This is a genomic window from uncultured Flavobacterium sp. (assembly GCF_963922255.1).
Lineage (GTDB): Bacteria > Bacteroidota > Bacteroidia > Flavobacteriales > Flavobacteriaceae > Flavobacterium.
The window spans coordinates 35,055-52,775 of sequence record NZ_CAWUIC010000013.1 but is presented as its reverse complement, the minus strand read 5'-3'; the positions used below and the strand labels follow the sequence as shown (position 1 = coordinate 52,775).

The following is a 17,721-nucleotide window of genomic DNA, read 5'->3' as shown; positions in this document are numbered from 1 at the left end:
GTATAAAAAAAACTCCAAATTTCAGTTTCATGAAATTTGGAGTTTTAAATTATTGAAAATTTATATTATTACATTTTTATGCCAAAAACAACTCCATCACCTTGAAATCCATTTTGATAAGCTCTTACATAACTGATTCTAAAAATTCTTAATTTTCCAATTCCAATATTATCGAATCCAACAGAAAACTCTTGATAAGGTTTTAATTTTGGAACATTAATTTGGTGAAATCCACCAACTAAATTCCATTGCAGCTTGTTTAACAACGGAATTTTATTCATGATATACCCTTTGAAATTATGATCAATATGAGTTTCAAAATAAGCATCATTTGTAGAGTTACTATAATAAGGTAGAAGTCCAAAAGAATTTAAATAACTTCCATCTAAAACAACGTGAGTTTGGTTTCCGTTAAAATGTTTGTAGTCTACGAAGGAAATGTTTTCTGCATTAAAGAATTTACCTGCTTTTAAACGAACGGCAAAATCACCTTTATTTCCTATTTTTTTGTCAAAATCAACAGTGGCATTTAGTAAATCATAATTGTATTTGTCTTCACTTCCTGCAAATGCTTTTTGGTAACCCAAATAAATTACTGGAAAATCATCGTTTGAAACTGTAATTTTTCTGTCTGGTCGAGAAATGTATTTTTGTCCAAAACGAATACGTGCTCCAACACTAGCTTTGTACAAATGATGTTCTTCAAATGTAGTAGAAGTGAAATTGTTGGGTTGCAAAGGGTCATTAGAACTATACATATCATCTGATTTTATCAATTTATAATCAGTATTGTTGAATAATGGTTTTCTGTTTTCATAACCTATTTTTCCAGAAATATATAAACCATTTATAGTTTCTTGTCCATATATGGCTTCCACAAATTCTTTATTGTATAACTTCATGAAGTTATTGGTAAAGAAAAGCGTGCTTATAGTATTTAAAAGTTTGCTAATTGGCTCTGAAGCATTAAATTGATTGATACTGCTTCCACCAGCAATAGCAATATTGGCATAATTTTGCATATTAAATCTATGGTAAAATCTTCCATTTACTCTCAATCTGTCTTCGGAAAAACCATAATTAAAGGTAGAATTTATAGAAGTATATTTTCCGTTTTCTTCATTGTATTTGGTATATGAAAAACCACTATTAAAATTATAGCCTTGAACTGTGTTGAATCCTATTGAGCCAATATTTAAAATTCCATCATAATTAAACCTGCTTTTTTTGAAACTATTTTTATAAGTATAACCTGTTAAAATATCTTGAATTTTGAATTTATTGGTTTTAGCATCAATAGAATCCATGTATTTTTGAGAATTTCTCAACGTTGAAATACTATCTTTTTTAACATAGTTAGTGGTTTCTTCTTCAGATAAAGGAACTTGTCTGTTGGCTGTCCAATAAGAATCGTCTTTTTTATTTGCGTTTTCTGCAAAAGAAACAATTTCTCTTCCAAATGTTTTTGGTTCAAAAGCATCTTTAAAATTATAATTTGAGAACACATGAGTAAACTTTCCGGAGAACTTAATTCCAAAAATACCCGCAACAAAATCTAATGCTTGTACATTTTTTACCCAAAGTTTATTTGTTTTATTATAGCTAAAGTTTTGAGTTAATTTCATGGTTTCCAAAATAGGTTGCTGCATTCTATAACCTTTTATGTCTAAATCAACACCATAAATTGCCCATGAATCCTCTACAATATAAATGTAGCCTTCAAATACGGGTTCTTTGTCACGTTTTGGAGTTACTAAAATTTTGTTGATTAATTGATTGTTATCATCATAAAAAGTGCTTTCTAATTTAAACTTGTAATAATTAAAGGTATTGTCAGCAATTGGGGAAACCATATTTACATCAAAATCAATATAGTTTTCATAGAAATCATAATTTGTATTTAGAGCAGTGTTGTAACTAAATCCATTGTCATTTCCGGCAACTTTACTAGCCAAAATTTCTTCTTTTAGTTTATTAGGTTTTTCAACTTTAATTTTTGAAACTGTTTCAGACAAATATATTACACCGCTTCTTGTTGAGTCAATTTCACCATCTAAATCACCAACTTCAATTCCCATGATTTTTTTAGGAACATCTTTCACTCTAAAAATTCCTCTTGAATAGAAATCAGCTTCAAACTTATCCGTTTTTGCGCTATTTGTTTTTTTGGATTTAATAGCATTTCTAATTACAATATCTGCTGGATTTTCACCTTCTGTTAAAACCACTTCTTTTAGATCAAAATTTTCTTCTTGAAGTTTAACATCGTTTGTAAAAGGATATTTATCAATGTTTAAAATGTTTTTTTGAGTTTTATATCCTAAATATTGATACACGACACTTACGTTTTTTTCTCCAGAATAATTTAATTCGTATTTTCCATTTTCATTAGTTGTAGTTCCTATATAGGTGTTTTCTATATAAATACTAACAAATGCTAAAGGTTCATTATTGCTGTCTGTGACGGTTCCTTTTATTTGTCCAAAAGTTATAAAAGAGAAAAGTGCAAAAACAAAAGTGTAAAGTTTTTTCATGAAAATGGTTTTAATTATTTAGACGAGAAAAAGAAAAAAAGGGTTGTAAGAATGCTATTATAAAAATGATTCAATAGCTAAATCATAACTTCTTAAACCAAAACCCATGATAACACCTTTTGCATTTGGTGAAATATAAGATTGGTGTCGAAAAGTTTCTCTTGAAAAAGTATTAGAAATATGAACTTCTACAACTGGTGAAGAAATAGCTTTAATAGCATCACCAATTCCAATTGAAGTATGTGTGTATGCACCGGCATTTATAATGATTCCATCAGCAATAAAACCATGCTCTTGGATTTTATCAATAAGTTCTCCTTCAATGTTGCTTTGAAAATAACTAAAATTAACTTGAGGATATTTAGTTTTGAGTTTACTAAAATAATCTTCAAAAGTTTGATTTCCATATACTTCGGGTTCGCGTTTTCCTAATAAATTTAGGTTAGGACCATTAATGATAATTATATCCATTTGATTTGCTTTTGTGTAAAAATATAAAAACCATCCTTTGATAAGGATGGTTTTTAATAAAATTATGAATTTTTTAATTAAAATATGATTCCAGCTGAAACTTGAAACACAGAATTTTTAGCGTCTGCATCTCTTGCAATTTCGGTTACACCCAAATTATATCGGGCAGAAACAAATAAATTTTTGGTTATGTCAAGTCCTAAACCTGCGTTTACAGAGAAATCAAATGAGTTATAGTCATCAAAAGCTTCATCTTTTTTACTCAATAAAAATGAACCCTGTGGTCCAGCTTCTAAAAATAAAGTTTCTGATAAATTAATTTTTGCTAAAACTGGAATCGAAATATATCCCAATTCATTTTTAAAATCAGCTACTGCAGTATCATAACTTGCTCCAACCGTTGAATATAGCAATTCAGGTTGTATAGCTAAGTTATCAAACAAACTAATTTCCATTAATAGACCAGCATGATAGCTTGTAATAGCATCAGTATTAATCTCAGTATTTGTAAAGTTTGCATAATTTAAACCTGCTTTTACACCAAATCTAATATTTGATTGTGCATTCGCAATTTGAGAAATTGTTAATAAAGTAACAATAAAAAAGGCTATTTTCTTCATGATTTATTGGTTTTAGTGATAAATTAAACTTTGCAAATATATGTTAATATGTATCATCAAAATGTTAATAAGTAAAAAATTTCATTATTTTTCGAAAACTATAAACTTTTAAATTTGTTATATAACTTAAAATTAAACAAAATGAAAAAAGTATTATTTGCTGCAGTAGCAGTTTTTGCATTTGGAATGGCAAATGCTCAAGATGAAACAAAATCTTTTGGTTTTAACCAAAGTGACATTTTTTTGGAAGGTAACTTAGGTTTTTCTTCAACAAATGACAAAAACACTGAAGAGAAAACAAGTGAGTTAAATTTTAATCCTAAAGTAGGTTACTTTATTTCTGATAAATTAGCTCTTGGTGTTGAGTTAATGGCAGGTTCTTACAAGGAAGAAGTTGCAGGTTCTGATGTGTATAAAGAATCTAACTTTGGAGCAGGAGTTTTTGCACGTTATTATTTCTTAGATTTAGGAGAAAGATTTAAAACTTATGCTGAAGCAGGTTTAGGATTTAATTCTGGAAAAGAAGAGTATTTTCCTGGTGATGCAAAATACAGTGGATTTGGTTTAGGAGCAGGTTTAGGTATGCAATATTTTGTTACTCCAAAAATGGCAATCAACTTTGGATTAACTGATATTTTATCTTATTCTTCAAATAAATTTGATGGAGGAGAAAATGTATCAGAATTTAATGGTAATGTAAATGTTTTTAATAACTTTTTTGCCACAGCACAATTTGGTATGACTTTCAAATTATAATATTTAATTTTTTTTTAAATTTTATAAATCCCGATTTATTTCGGGATTTTTTTATGCTTATTTTTTTTGTAATTTTGGTTAATGAGCAATTGGAAATCTTACATAAAAGAATATCAAAATTATTTAAAACTTGAGAGAGGTTTGTCTGCAAATACCATTCAAAATTATACGTTTGATATTGAAAAATTAGTTTTGTTTTTGGAAACCAATTCCATTACTCAAAATCCAGTTACAATTACTGAGGAAACTATTCAACAATTTATTTACCATATTTCTTCGTTGGTAAATGCTAGAAGTCAAGCTAGGGTTATCTCTGGATTAAAAAGTTTCTTTACTTATATTTTATTTGAAGATTATCGAAAAGATAATCCATTAGAATTAATTGAAGTTCCAAAAACAGGTAGAAAGTTACCTGATACCTTGTCAACAATTGAGATAGACCAACTCATTGCAGCCATAGATTTATCAACTCCAGAAGGAGAAAGAAACAGAGCTATTTTAGAAACGTTATATAGTTGTGGTTTGCGAGTTTCGGAATTGACTCATTTAAAAATATCTGATTTGTTTTTTGAGGAAGGTTTTATTAAAGTTACTGGAAAAGGAAATAAGCAACGTTTTGTTCCGATAGGAAAGTCTACCGAAAAATATATTTTGATTTATAAAGATCAAATACGTTCTCACTTAAATATTCAAAAGGGTTTTGAAGATACTTTATTTTTGAATAGAAGAGGGAAACAATTGACAAGAGCTATGATTTTTACAATTATCAAAGATTTAGCTGTAAAAATTAATTTAACTAAAACAATTAGCCCACATACTTTTCGTCATTCCTTTGCTACACATTTATTAGAAAATGGTGCAGATTTACGTTCGATTCAATTAATGTTGGGTCATGAGTCAATAACAACCACAGAAGTTTATATGCATTTAGATCGAAAGCATCTGGCTCAAGTGTTGACTAAGTTTCACCCACGGAAATAGTGTTCAGTGATCAGTTTTTAGTATTCAGTTAAAAGAGTATAAAAAAAATCGCATTAAAATTAATTAATGCGATTTTAAATTTGTATCAACTGTTCACTAAATGCTGAACACTGCCAACTTTTATTTAGCTATATTAACAGCTCTAGTTTCTCTAATTACTGTAATTTTCACTTGACCAGGATAAGTCATTTCTGTTTGAATCTTGTGTGAAATTTCAAATGATAATGTCGCTGCTAATTCGTCAGAAACTTTTTCACTTTCAACAATTACACGCAACTCTCTACCAGCTTGTATTGCATAAGCACTTTTTACACCATTAAATCCGTAAGCGATATCTTCTAGATCTTTTAAACGTTGGATGTAAGAATCTAAAACTTGTCTTCTTGCTCCAGGTCTTGCTCCAGAAATAGCATCACACACTTGAATGATTGGAGAAATTAACGACTTCATTTCAATTTCATCATGGTGAGCTCCAATTGCATTGCAAACTTCTTCTTTTTCACCATATTTTTCAGCCCATTGCATTCCTAAAATTGCGTGAGGTAATTCGCTTTCCGTATCTGGAACTTTTCCAATATCGTGCAATAAACCAGCTCTTTTGGCTAATTTAACGTTTAAGCCAAGTTCGGCAGCCATAATTCCACAAAGTTTAGATACTTCTCTTGAGTGTTGTAATAAGTTTTGACCATAAGAAGAACGGTATTTCATACGACCCACAATCTTAATTAATTCAGGGTGTAAACCGTGAATTCCTAAATCGATTACAGTACGTTTTCCTATGTCGATAATTTCTTCTTCAATTTGTTTTTGAGTTTTGGCTACAACTTCTTCAATTCTCGCTGGGTGAATTCTTCCGTCTGTTACTAATTTGTGTAAGGCTAAACGAGCAATTTCTCTTCTTACAGGATCAAAACAAGAAAGAATAATAGCTTCTGGAGTATCATCAACGATAATTTCTACACCAGTTGCTGCTTCGATTGCTCTAATATTTCTTCCTTCACGACCAATAATTCTACCTTTAACATCATCAGATTCTATATTGAAAACCGATACACAGTTTTCAACTGCTTCTTCTGTTCCAACTCTTTGAATAGTGCTGATAATGACTTTTTTAGCTTCTTGTTGTGCAGTTAATTTAGCTTCTTCAATAGTCTCTTGAATATGAGCCATTGCATTCGTTTTGGCTTCAGCTTTTAAACTTTCCATCAATTGGCTTTTTGCTTCATCAGCAGAAAGACCAGAGATAACTTCTAGTTGTTCTATCTGAGATTTATGCATTTTTTCTACATCAATTTGTTTCTTGTCTAAGAAATCAAGTCGTGTGTTGTAATCGTTTATTTTAGCTTCTAAATCTTCATTAATTTTTTTAGTTTTAGCTAATTCACTAGAAATTTGAGATTCCTTATCTCTAGTTCTTTTTTCAGCTTCAGACATTTTTTTGTCTTTGGCTAAAATTTCTTTTTCGTGTTCTGATTTTAGTTCTAAAAACTTTTCTTTTGCTTGAAGCAGTTTATCTTTTTTAATAGATTCTCCTTCAGCTTTAGCGTCTTTCAAAATTGAAGCAGCTTCTTTTTTTGCGTTTTTGATTAGGTTAGAAACATTGCTTTTTTCTAAGAACTTTGCAATTCCAAAGCCAAATGCTAATCCAACAACGATTCCTATTATGATACTTATTATATCCATGGTTTATTTAAAAAAATTATATAAAAAAAACCTACATTAGAGAATTGCATAAACTCCATTTATACAAGTTTTGAGCTAGTTTGCCGTTCAAGGATCCTTGCTAAAAATGCATGGCTTGCTTTAGTTGCAATAATTCACTCATTTTAATTTGTGACTGTTGAGTTTACCAAATTGATACTAATGTAGGTAGTATTGTTATGTAAGAACGTATTATTTCGAAAGAATTCGACTCAATTTATCATTTAATTTTCGTAGCCTTTCCAAAGCGTCATTGTTATCTTGTGACGTGTTTAGTTGTTTTTGTTCTACTTGAGATGCAAATTGTAAAGCACACATGGCTAAAACATCTTGCTTATCTCTTACGGCATAGTTTTGTTCAAACTGCTTTATTACTACATCAATTTTTTTAGAAGCACTTCTAAGACCTTCCTCTTGCGAATGTTCCACTGTTAATGGATAAACTCGGTCTGCAATTGATATTTTAATTTTTAGTTTGTCTTCCATTTCTTTCTAATCTGAAAGTTGTGCTATGCAATAATCAATTTCTCTAATTAAAGAATTTATTTTGAGTTTCGTTTCTCTTTTATTTTCATCACTACCTAATATTGCATTGACTGTCTTTAAGCTTTCCAATTGGTTTTCTAAATCACCTATGGTTTTTAACTGTTTTTTGTTCTTTTCTTTGAATTGCAATAATTCATCAGATAATTCTTGATTTTTCTTTTCCAAAGTATCCATCTTGTGATACATCTTAGAAAACTTAACTTCAAGAGAATCAATCAATTCAGTTAATTTGCTCATAAAACATCTATTTCAGTACAATATTTACAAAGTTAAGATTTGAATTTTAAATAACAACACTTTTTATTTTTTTTTACATACTAAATGTTTATTTTTTTTGTTTTACTTGTTTTATAAGTACTTAATTATTTATTTTTAGTTTTTTAATTGCAAATTCACTTAGATGAAATACTTATTTCTGTTCTTATTTATCACTTTTTTTAGTTTTGGACAAGATTATCCGAAAGATTATTTTATTTCTCCATTAGATATACCGTTAGATGTTTCTGGGGCTTTTGGAGAATTGCGTAGTAATCATTTTCATGCAGGTTTAGATTTAAAAACTAAGGGTGTTGAAGGTTTACCGGTTTGTGCTGTAGCGGATGGATATGTATCGCGAATAAAAATTTCTACTTGGGGTTATGGAAAAGCAATTTATATTACGCATCCCAATGGATATACATCCGTTTATGGACATCTTCAAACTGCTGTTGGAAAAATTGAAGAAACAATTCGCAAAAGACATTATAGTGAAAAGTCATTTGAAATTGAATTGTTTTTAAAACCATCTGAATTACCTGTAAAAAAAGGAGAAATTATTGCTTTGTCTGGAAACAGCGGTGGAAGTGGCGGTCCTCATTTGCATTTTGAAATTAGAGATACCAAGACAGAAATGATTATCAATCCACTTCTTTTTGGGTATGATAAATTAATAAATGACAAATATAAACCAAAGGTTAATAGCATCATGGTTTATCCTTTAAATGATACAATTGCTGTCAATAACGACTTTTTAGCTCAGACTATCCCTTTATCAATTAATAATGAAGGTAATTATGTTACTCCAAAGATAACTTCAAACGGAGCTATTGGTTTTGGGATGAATGTATTTGATAACATGACAAATCCTTATAATAAAAACGGAATTTATAAAGTGTCTACATTTGTAAATGGAGTTCCTTATTTTTCCTATAAATTTGATACTTTCTCTTTCGATGAATCAAAGCATATTAATTACTTCATTGATTATTTTCGATATAAAAATATGGGGCAACGTTTTCAAAAAATGTTTATGGATAATGATTATCCTTTATCTGTAGTCAATAAAAATAAACGTGATGGCATTTTAACAGTTCAGCCAGCAGCCTCGTATACTTATAAAATTGTTGTGGAAGATTTTTCACAAAATACATCAACTATTGAAATTCCTGTTGTTTATAAAAAGGCAGAATCTTTACCCACAGAAAACTCCACTTCTTTCAAAAAAATAAAAGCTAAAAATGAATATATATTTGAAGAAGAAAAATGGAATGTAAATTTTGCTTCCAACACATTCTATGAAGATTTTAAAATGAAAATGAGTGTTAAAGACGATGTTTTATATTTACACGAGGATGAAATTCCAGTAAAAAATAGTTTTTCGATTTCTTTTGACATCAGCAATTTATCGGATGAATTAAAAAAGAAAAGTTTCATTGCTTATGTTGATGGAAAAGATATTGATTATATAAAATCTTATGTAAAAGGTGATAGAATTTCTGCAAAAGTCAAAAAATTAGGAAATTATAAAGTGGTTCAAGATACCATTGCACCAAGAATATATGCTGTGGATTTTTCTGAAGGCAAGACAATTGATAACTATACCACAATTACTGCAAAAATATCGGATAACTTATCTGGAATAGATTCTTACAAAGCTTATTTAAACGGAAATTGGATTTTGATGGAATACGATTACAAGACTAAAAAGTTAGTACACACTTTATCTGACAATATTTACGTTAAAGGAAAGAATGATTTTAAATTGGTAGTTACTGATGAAATGAATAATTCTACTACCTTTGAGAGCTATTTTTATAAGAACAATTAAATTTACACCTTTGAAGTATATACTATTTTTCCTTTTACTTTGCACTGCAACTTTTGCTCAAACTGCCCAAATAAAAGGAGTAATCCTAAATGAATTTAATGAACCTGTTGAAAATGTAACCATAAAAGTTGGTGAAACTGGAACTACAACAGATGCTACAGGTTTCTATATTCTTCAAGTTCCTGCAAACAAAAAAATAACAATAACCTTTTCTCATATCAGTTATAAATCTTCGACTTTAAAAGATTTGCAATTAAATGCTAATGAAGATTTTGAATTTAATCCTGTGATGAATGTCAATGTAGAAGAAATCAGTGTTGTTACAGTAACCGCAACTAATAAAAAGAGAATAGAAGGTTTAACCAATATCGAACCAACAGTAATTAGAAAAATTCCAGGTGCAAATCCAGGAATTGAAAATATTATTAAAACTTTACCAGGAGTTTATTCAAATAATGAACTAAGTACTTCTTACGCTGTTCGTGGTGGAAATTATGATGAAAATCTAGTTTATGTAAATGAAATTGAAGTGTATCGTCCATTTTTAATTCGTTCAGGCCAACAAGAAGGGTTGAGTTTTACCAATACAGATATGGTTGAAAATGTAGATTTTTCTGCAGGTGGTTTTCAAGCTAAATATGGTGATAAAATGGCTTCAGTTTTAGATATTACTTATAAAAATCCAAAGCAATTTGGAGCTAATATTGAAGCTAGTTTTTTAGGAGTAAATGCAGCTGTTGAAGGTGTTTCTAAAAATCAAAAATGGAGTAATGTTACAGGTGTTCGTTATAGAAACAACAGTCTTTTGGTAAACAGTCAAGATACAGAAACTAATTATGAACCATCTTTTACTGACATTCAAACGATGTTAAACTATAATGCTTCAACCAAATGGCAATGGAGTTTTTTAGGAAATGTAGCTCAAAATAAATACAATTACCAACCTTTATTCAGACAAACAAATTTTGGAACAGTTGATCAACCAATTGGTGTTCAGGTAATTTATGATGGTCAAGAAAAAGATGAATATTTAACGGTTTTTGGAGCTATAAAATCGGTTTATGAATATAATGATAACAACAAATTAAAGTTTATTGCTTCTACTTATCACACACAAGAGCAAGAACATTTTGACATTTTATCGCAATATAGATTAGGTGAAGTAGATACAAATATTGGTTCTGAAACGTTTGGTGATGTGCAATTTACACGAGGAATTGGTTCGCAATTAAATCATGCTCGAAATAATTTAGATGCTTTAATTTTTAATGCAGAAGTGAAAGGCTTTCATAAATTAGAAACAAAAAGCGAAATCGAATGGGGTTTCAAATATACTAGAGAAGATATTAGAGATAGAGTAGTAGAATGGGAAGTTATTGATTCTGCTGGTTTTTCGTTACCAAATCCACTTTTAGGTTACACCGATAACCAACCTTATGAACCTAACACTTATCCATTAGCTCCTTATCAATATGTGAGAGCTACAAACTATACAACGATTAATAGATTTTCTGGATACGGTCAATGGAATTATGGTGGAAAATGGGAGAAAGGTCAATATTGGTTAAACACTGGTGTTCGTTTTCACCAATGGCAAGTCAATGATCAAATTGGAAATGGAAAAGCTCAAATTGTTTTTGCTCCAAGAGTTCAATTTGCTTTTAAACCTTATTGGGAAAAAGATATGTTGTTTAGAGCAGCCGTTGGAGTTTATAATCAACCACCATTTTATAGAGAATTAAGAGATTATGATGGAGTAGTGCAAAAAGATGTCAAAGCCCAACAATCGATTCATTTTGTGTTGAGTAACGATTATAGTTTCAAAATGTGGGGAAGAGGTTTCAAGTTGCTTTCTGAAGTGTATTATAAAGATTTTAAAAATGTCAATACGTATACGATTGATAATGTTAGAATTCGTTATCGTGCTAATAATGATGCAACCGCTTATGCTTATGGATTTGATGCTAGGTTAAATGGAGAATTTGTCCCTGGAACAGAATCTTGGTTCACATTTGGGTATTTAAAAACAGAAGAAAATCAAGATGGAAGAGGTTTTATTGCTCGTCCAACAGACCAACGATTAAAATTTGCGGTTTTATTTCAAGATTATATGCCAAACATTCCAAGTTTAAAAATTTACTTGAATTTGGTGTACAACACAGGTTTACCAGGTGGTTCTCCAGCTTATGCTGATCCATATAATTACCAATTGCGTTTGAATGATTATAGAAGAGCTGATGCCGGATTTTCGTATGTATTTAAAGATGAGAAAATTCAATCGCAAAGAAGATGGTTAAAACCGTTTCAAGAATTTGCCCTTGGTTTTGAAATCTTTAATATGTTTAACAACCAAAATGCCATTACCAATACTTGGGTAAGAGATGTGTACACCAAAAGTCAATATGGAATTCCAAATTATATGACCACAAGAGTTTTTAATATTAAACTATCAGCTCGTATTTAAATACTAGAAAATTAGTATATTTGAACATAACTTTTTTGACTATGCAAACACTTTCAAAATACATTTTAGGTTTAGCTATACTTTCTTTAGTAAGCTGTAAAAAAGAACAAACAACACCAAAAGTAAAATACGAAGATTCAAAAACTAAAGTTGAAGCTCCAGTTAAAGTAGATTCGTCTTCTATAAAAATTGCCGATTTACCTATCTTAATGGAAGGAACAAGGTATTTAATTCATCCTATTGGTGATGTTCGAGTGTATGATGATTATAAAAGCGTTTATGGTTCAAGCAAAACAAATCAGGTTAGTTATGCGATTTCTAATTACAATCGTTTTGAATTAACAGGTTATTTTACCAATTTAAAATTTCAAAATATTGATTCAACTTCTGTTAGAACTTTAACTACAGATAGAATCCAAATTCAAACCGTTACTTTTTTAAATACGTTTGCCGAAAAAACTAAAAAACAGATTTTGGTTTACAGTTTTGTAGATAACGATACCAACAAAGATGGAAATGTCAACCAAAATGATATTAAATCTTTAGCTTTGAGTTCGATTGACGGTTCAAATTTTACCAAATTATCAGAAGATTTTAGTGAAATTATGGATTGGAATATCATTGAAGCTCAAAATCGGTTGTATTTTAGATGTATTGAAGATATCAATAAAAACGGTGCTTTTGACAAAGATGACAAAGTACATTATCATTATGTAAATCTTTTAGATAATGAGTGGAAAGTGGAAGAGTATATGCCAATTTAGGAAGTTTTTAAAGTAATGAAATTGGAAAATAAAATAAAAACTTTAGGTTTTTATCAGATTATAGGAGGAGCACTTGGATTTTTAGTAACAGTTCGTTTTTTACCAAACCTTGGTTCAATTAACGGAGGAATTCTATTACTCATCTTAATAATAATAAGTCTTCATTCATATTCAATATTTTGTGGATATTTACTTTTAAAAAATAAATTATTAAAAGGTTTAAACTTATCGATTTTTAATCAATTTATTCAAATATTGAGTTTTGGAGTTTTAGGTTTTTATTTTGAACATGTTTCAGGTATATATGCTGGGATAAAATTAAACTTAACAAATGATGCTATTCTAACTTTTATGTCTGGAATTAGTTCTTCTGCAATAGTAATAAATGAGCATATTGAATATAAGGAATTAAGTATAAATATTGTTGCATTAATATTAATTAATGTAATTTTTAATTTGAAAAGCGAAGTGGAAAAAAGCGAAGCAAAAATTGAATTGAAATAGTAAATAATTTTTTTCTAATTTCTAAATCAAAATATCACTTTCCAAGTCAGATTTTTCAATTGTAAATCCAAAACCTAGTTTTTCTACTAATTCGATTACCAAATTTTTATACCAATTTTCACTTTTGGGGTGAATATAAATGCGTTCAATTAATTGATTGATATCGACATCAATTTTTAAACCATCGTTGATTTTAAGATTGTCTGTAGTAACATCTGAAATTATCCGAACTTCTCGTTCATATTGAAAACTTTTTCGTTTAAACAAAAAGGGAAAAAAAGTATCATCAAACGGAATGTATTCTTTTTTGTAATCAATGTAATTTACTTCTCCAATGTGTTGTTCCGTTTTTCGTTCAGGTTCTAAAGCTTTTTTGAGTCTTCCAATGGTAGATTGAATCGCTAAACCTTCATTGTTTTTAGTAAAAATTTGCCACATTGCGAATGATTCATATTCATTAATGTGCCAACTACTAATCACTACTTTTTCACGATGTGATTTGTAATAATCTAAAAACTTAGGATTGTTGGCTGCAATTTTTTTGATTTCCTCATAAGTTGGTTCAGAAAATGTACCTTCATATTGGTCTTCAAATTTATCCGAACGCGACATAAACAATCTTTTTGATAAAAGCATGTCTAAAAACTTAGACAAATCTAAATATTTCCAAACAATAATATCTTCATCGTCTGGTAAATTTATATTTGGATTGTTTATGTACATTTTTGGTTTTTATTCAAAAGATTGCATCATCACAAGTTTAGAATACATACCTTCTTTTGCCATTAATTCAGCGTGATTTCCTTGCTCCACAATTTCTCCTTTTTGCATCACGATGATATTATCTGCTTTTTGAATTGTAGATAAACGGTGTGCAATTACAATAGAAGTTCTGTTTTGCATCATATTTTCTAAAGCCACTTGAACAAATTTTTCACTTTCTGTATCTAAAGCTGAGGTTGCCTCATCCAAAATCATAATTGGAGGATTTTTCAAAACAGCTCTGGCAATAGATAATCGTTGTTTTTGACCACCAGATAATTTCCCACCAGCATCACCAATATTGGTTTCAATTCCGTCAGGTAAATCAACTACGAATTCATAAGCATTGGCAATTTTTAAGGCATCAAAAATTTCTTCATCCGTTGCATCAGGTTTTCCAATGAGAATATTTTTCTTAATGGTATCATTAAACAAAATAGAATCTTGTGTTACCAATCCCATTAAACCTCTTAAAGAATGAATATTCATGTCTTTAATATTAACACCATCAATTTTAACAGCTCCTTCTTGCACATCATAAAAACGCGTTAATAAATTGGCAATCGTACTTTTTCCTGAACCTGATTGACCAACCAGTGCAACTGTTTTTCCTTTAGGAACTTCAATTGAAAAGTTTTTTAAGACATTTTCGTCACCATATCTAAAGTTAATGTTTTCGATTGTAACCTTATCTGTGAAATTTGTCTTTTCAACAGCATCTAATTTTGTGTCAATGGTATTTTCTTGTTCTAAAATTTCAAAAACACGATCTGCAGCAGCCAAACCATTTTTCACAGCATAAGAAGCTTTAGAAATGGCTTTTGCTGGAGTTAAGATGTTGTAAGCTAATCCCATAAAAGCTAAAAAAACTTCTCCTTCTATGGATTCTTCGACTAAAACTAAACTTCCTCCATAATACAATAAGACAGCAATAGTAATGATTCCCATAACTTCACTTAATGGACCAGCTAAATTATTTTTCTTTCCAATTTTATTTGATAATTTTAATAATCTATCCACAGACCCACCAAATTTGTTTCTAAATGTGTTTTCTGCATTATAACTCTTTACGACTTTTAAGCCTGATAAACTTTCTTCCACTATTGATATTAAATAACCACCTTCGAATTGTGCTTTTGTAGATTGTGATTTAAGACTTTTGCCTATTTTTGAAATGATAAAACCAGCAACAGGTATAAATAAAAATACAAATAGAGTGAGTTTCCAACTGATGGAAAACATAAATGCTATTGAGATTATTATGGTCATTGGTTCTCTTACGATTAGTTCTAGAAGCATAAAAAATGAGTTTTGAACTTCGCCAAGATCACCGAGCATACGTGCCATTACATCACCTTTTCTTTTCTCAGAATAAAACGAAATAGGTAAACTAATGATTTTGTTATACATGGTCTTTCTCAAATCTTTAAGCACTCCGTTTCTTAAGTGCATCATATGATAAGAAGCGAGGTAGTTGAATAAATTTTTGAATAAAAATGTTACAATTACTAGAGCTACGACTAATAATAGAGCGTATTGTGGAGTTTCGCTTTCTGCGAGGTTTGAAACTTTGTAATAAAAACTCTCTTTTAAGTAACTTCCAATTTTCAAATAACCTTCAAATTCAGGAGCTTTTTCAATTTTTTGAGTTTTATCAAAAAGGACATTCATCATTGGTATTAATGCAATAAATGATATAGCACTAAACAATGCATATAAAATGTTGTAAATTATATTCCAAATTACATGCAATTTATAAGGTAATACAAACGGTTTAAGTTTTTGTATGATTCTTTTCATTCAATTAATTCAATTGCATCGAAGCAATAATATTTTTTATTTTGGTATCTAATTCTTGTTCTACTTTCTTAAAGTTGTCTACACTATCTAAAGTATCGTTTACACTAAAATAGAATTTAATTTTTGGTTCTGTTCCACTTGGTCTTGCACAAATTTTGCTTCCGTCTTCTAAATAGTAAATCAGTACATTTGACTTTGGTAAATGAAGAGTTTCAATTTCACCTGTAAACATATTTTTGGCTGTACTATTTTGATAATCTTCAATCATCACAACTCTTTCACCATTGATTTCTTTCATTGGATTTTCGCGCAAGTCAATCATCATTTGGTTAATTTCTTCCAATCCAGAAATTCCTTTTTTGGTTAAAGAAATTAAATGTTCTTTGTAAAAACCATGATCTACATATAAATTTAAAAGTTCTTGATAAATACTACTTCCATTTGCTTTTGCAATAGCTGCAATTTCACAAACTAATAAAATAGCAGAAACCGCATCTTTGTCTCTCACAGCATCACCAACCATGTATCCAAAGCTTTCTTCTCCACCACCAATAAATTGTTGGTTTGGAAAATCTTTAATAAATTTTGCAATCCATTTAAAACCTGTTAAACCTACTTTGCATTCTACTCCATAAGCAGAAGCTAATTCAAGCATCATTGGAGTGGATACAATAGTTGAGCCAATGAACTGTTTGCCTGTAATCTTGTCAGCTTGTTTCCATTTTTCTAGCAAAAAGGCAGTCATCACCACCATGGTTTGGTTTCCATTTAATAAAACCATTTCACCTTCTAAATTTCGGACAGCAACACCAACTCGATCACTATCTGGATCAGTTCCTACCACAATGTCAGCCTCAATTTTTTCAGCCAAAGCTGTTGCCATTGCTAATACTTCTGGCTCTTCTGGATTTGGAGATTTTACAGTTGAGAAGTTTCCATCTGGAACTTCTTGTTCAGGAACGATATTTACATTTTTGTAACCTGCTTTTGCCAAAACGGCTGGAACAGATTTAATTGAAGTTCCGTGTAAGGAAGTGTAAACTATTTTAAGATTGTCTTTGGCATTTTGAGGTGTGTTGAAACTCGCATTTTCTACTGTTGAATTTACAAAAGCTTCATCAATTTCGGTATCGATATATTCAATTAAACTTTCATTAGCTTCAAATTTGATATCGCTATAGTGTAGATTTTCAATTAATTGAATAATTTCTCCGTCTTGTGGTGGAACCAATTGACCACCATCTTGCCAATATACTTTGTATCCATTATATTCTGGTGGATTATGTGAAGCCGTTAAAACAATTCCAGCATGACAATTCAAATGCTTTAAAGCAAAAGATAACTCTGGAGTTGGACGCAAATCTGAAAACAAATAAACGTGAATTCCGTTTGCTGAAAATACATCTGCTACAACTTTTGCTAGGGTATTACTATTGTGACGACAATCGTAAGCGATAACTACTTTTAATTTCTCATTTGGAAATGATTTCTTTAAATAGTCAGATAAGCCTTGGGTGTTTTTTCCAAGTGTATATTTGTTGATTCTGTTTGTTCCAACACCCATAATTCCTCGCATTCCTCCAGTTCCAAATTCTAGATTTTTGTAGAAACTATCTTCTAATTCTGCAGGTGATGAAGTCATCATTTCTTTGATTTCTTCTTGCGTTTGGTTGTCAAATGTTGGAGTTAACCAAATATTTACGTTGTCTAATATTTCTTGTTTGATTTGCAT

The 17,721-nt window shown here is 29.9% G+C and carries 15 protein-coding genes; 6 read left to right on the top strand and 9 right to left on the bottom strand.

What is annotated here, in order from left to right; genetic code table 11:
• Window positions 1-68 precede the first annotated feature (68 nt).
• From AABJ49_RS11085 to AABJ49_RS11075, 3 genes are all read right to left on the bottom strand, one after another.
• Window positions 69-2,534 carry a DUF5686 and carboxypeptidase regulatory-like domain-containing protein gene (locus tag AABJ49_RS11085; RefSeq protein ID WP_338378340.1) on the bottom strand — a complete coding sequence of 822 codons (2,466 nt, stop codon included), beginning with the start codon at window positions 2,532-2,534 and terminating at the stop codon, window positions 69-71.
• A gap of 57 nt (window positions 2,535-2,591) precedes the next feature.
• On the bottom strand, window positions 2,592-3,005 hold the full coding sequence (gene aroQ / locus AABJ49_RS11080) for a type II 3-dehydroquinate dehydratase (protein ID WP_338378339.1): 414 nt from the start codon (window positions 3,003-3,005) through the stop codon (window positions 2,592-2,594).
• 77 nt (window positions 3,006-3,082) lie between these two features.
• Window positions 3,083-3,625, bottom strand: a complete 543-nt coding sequence (locus AABJ49_RS11075; protein ID WP_338378338.1) for a porin family protein — start codon at window positions 3,623-3,625, stop codon at window positions 3,083-3,085.
• A 141-nt stretch (window positions 3,626-3,766) separates the two neighbouring features.
• Between AABJ49_RS11075 and AABJ49_RS11070 the strand changes: the two genes are divergently transcribed.
• Together AABJ49_RS11070 and AABJ49_RS11065 are read left to right on the top strand one after the other, a co-directional pair.
• Window positions 3,767-4,381, top strand: a complete 615-nt coding sequence (locus AABJ49_RS11070) for an outer membrane beta-barrel protein (protein WP_338378337.1) — start codon at window positions 3,767-3,769, stop codon at window positions 4,379-4,381.
• Between the two features lie 81 nt (window positions 4,382-4,462).
• Window positions 4,463-5,362 carry a site-specific tyrosine recombinase gene (locus AABJ49_RS11065; RefSeq protein ID WP_338378336.1) on the top strand — a complete coding sequence of 300 codons (900 nt, stop codon included), beginning with the start codon at window positions 4,463-4,465 and terminating at the stop codon, window positions 5,360-5,362.
• Between the two features lie 120 nt (window positions 5,363-5,482).
• Here the strand turns inward: AABJ49_RS11065 and rny are convergent, their stop codons facing one another.
• The 3 genes from rny to AABJ49_RS11050 form a co-directional block, all read right to left on the bottom strand.
• Window positions 5,483-7,045 (bottom strand): ribonuclease Y, encoded by a 1,563-nt coding sequence (gene rny, locus AABJ49_RS11060; protein ID WP_338378335.1) that lies wholly within the window; start codon window positions 7,043-7,045, stop codon window positions 5,483-5,485.
• Window positions 7,046-7,255: 210 nt separating this feature from the next.
• Window positions 7,256-7,549 (bottom strand): cell division protein ZapA, encoded by a 294-nt coding sequence (locus AABJ49_RS11055; RefSeq protein ID WP_338378334.1) that lies wholly within the window; start codon window positions 7,547-7,549, stop codon window positions 7,256-7,258.
• A 6-nt stretch (window positions 7,550-7,555) separates the two neighbouring features.
• On the bottom strand, window positions 7,556-7,846 hold the full coding sequence (locus tag AABJ49_RS11050; RefSeq protein WP_338378333.1) for a hypothetical protein: 291 nt from the start codon (window positions 7,844-7,846) through the stop codon (window positions 7,556-7,558).
• 163 nt (window positions 7,847-8,009) lie between these two features.
• On the opposite strand from AABJ49_RS11050, the gene AABJ49_RS11045 reads away from it, so the two are divergent.
• From AABJ49_RS11045 to AABJ49_RS11030, 4 genes are read left to right on the top strand one after another with little or no spacing between them, the layout of a single operon-like run.
• Window positions 8,010-9,695: a M23 family metallopeptidase gene (locus AABJ49_RS11045; RefSeq protein WP_338378332.1), complete on the top strand. Its 1,686-nt coding sequence runs from the start codon at window positions 8,010-8,012 to the stop codon at window positions 9,693-9,695.
• Between the two features lie 10 nt (window positions 9,696-9,705).
• Entirely contained in the window at window positions 9,706-12,159 is a 2,454-nt protein-coding gene (locus tag AABJ49_RS11040; protein ID WP_338378331.1) for a carboxypeptidase regulatory-like domain-containing protein, read from the top strand.
• Window positions 12,160-12,200: 41 nt separating this feature from the next.
• A complete protein-coding gene (locus tag AABJ49_RS11035; RefSeq protein ID WP_338378330.1) occupies window positions 12,201-12,923 on the top strand; it encodes a hypothetical protein in 723 nt (240 codons plus the stop codon).
• Window positions 12,924-12,944: 21 nt separating this feature from the next.
• Window positions 12,945-13,427, top strand: coding sequence for a hypothetical protein (locus AABJ49_RS11030; protein ID WP_338378329.1), 483 nt, complete (start codon window positions 12,945-12,947; stop codon window positions 13,425-13,427).
• A gap of 21 nt (window positions 13,428-13,448) precedes the next feature.
• Here the strand turns inward: AABJ49_RS11030 and AABJ49_RS11025 are convergent, their stop codons facing one another.
• The 3 genes from AABJ49_RS11025 to AABJ49_RS11015 are packed head-to-tail and all read right to left on the bottom strand — an operon-like array spanning window position 13,449 to window position 17,721.
• Window positions 13,449-14,150: a hypothetical protein gene (locus AABJ49_RS11025; protein WP_338378328.1), complete on the bottom strand. Its 702-nt coding sequence runs from the start codon at window positions 14,148-14,150 to the stop codon at window positions 13,449-13,451.
• Between the two features lie 9 nt (window positions 14,151-14,159).
• The gene (locus tag AABJ49_RS11020; RefSeq protein WP_338378327.1) at window positions 14,160-15,989 is read right to left on the bottom strand and encodes an ABC transporter ATP-binding protein; all 1,830 of its coding nucleotides are present in this window, start codon (window positions 15,987-15,989) and stop codon (window positions 14,160-14,162) included.
• Between the two features lie 4 nt (window positions 15,990-15,993).
• Complete coding sequence (locus AABJ49_RS11015) at window positions 15,994-17,721, bottom strand: phospho-sugar mutase (RefSeq protein WP_338378326.1); 1,728 nt, start codon at window positions 17,719-17,721, stop codon at window positions 15,994-15,996.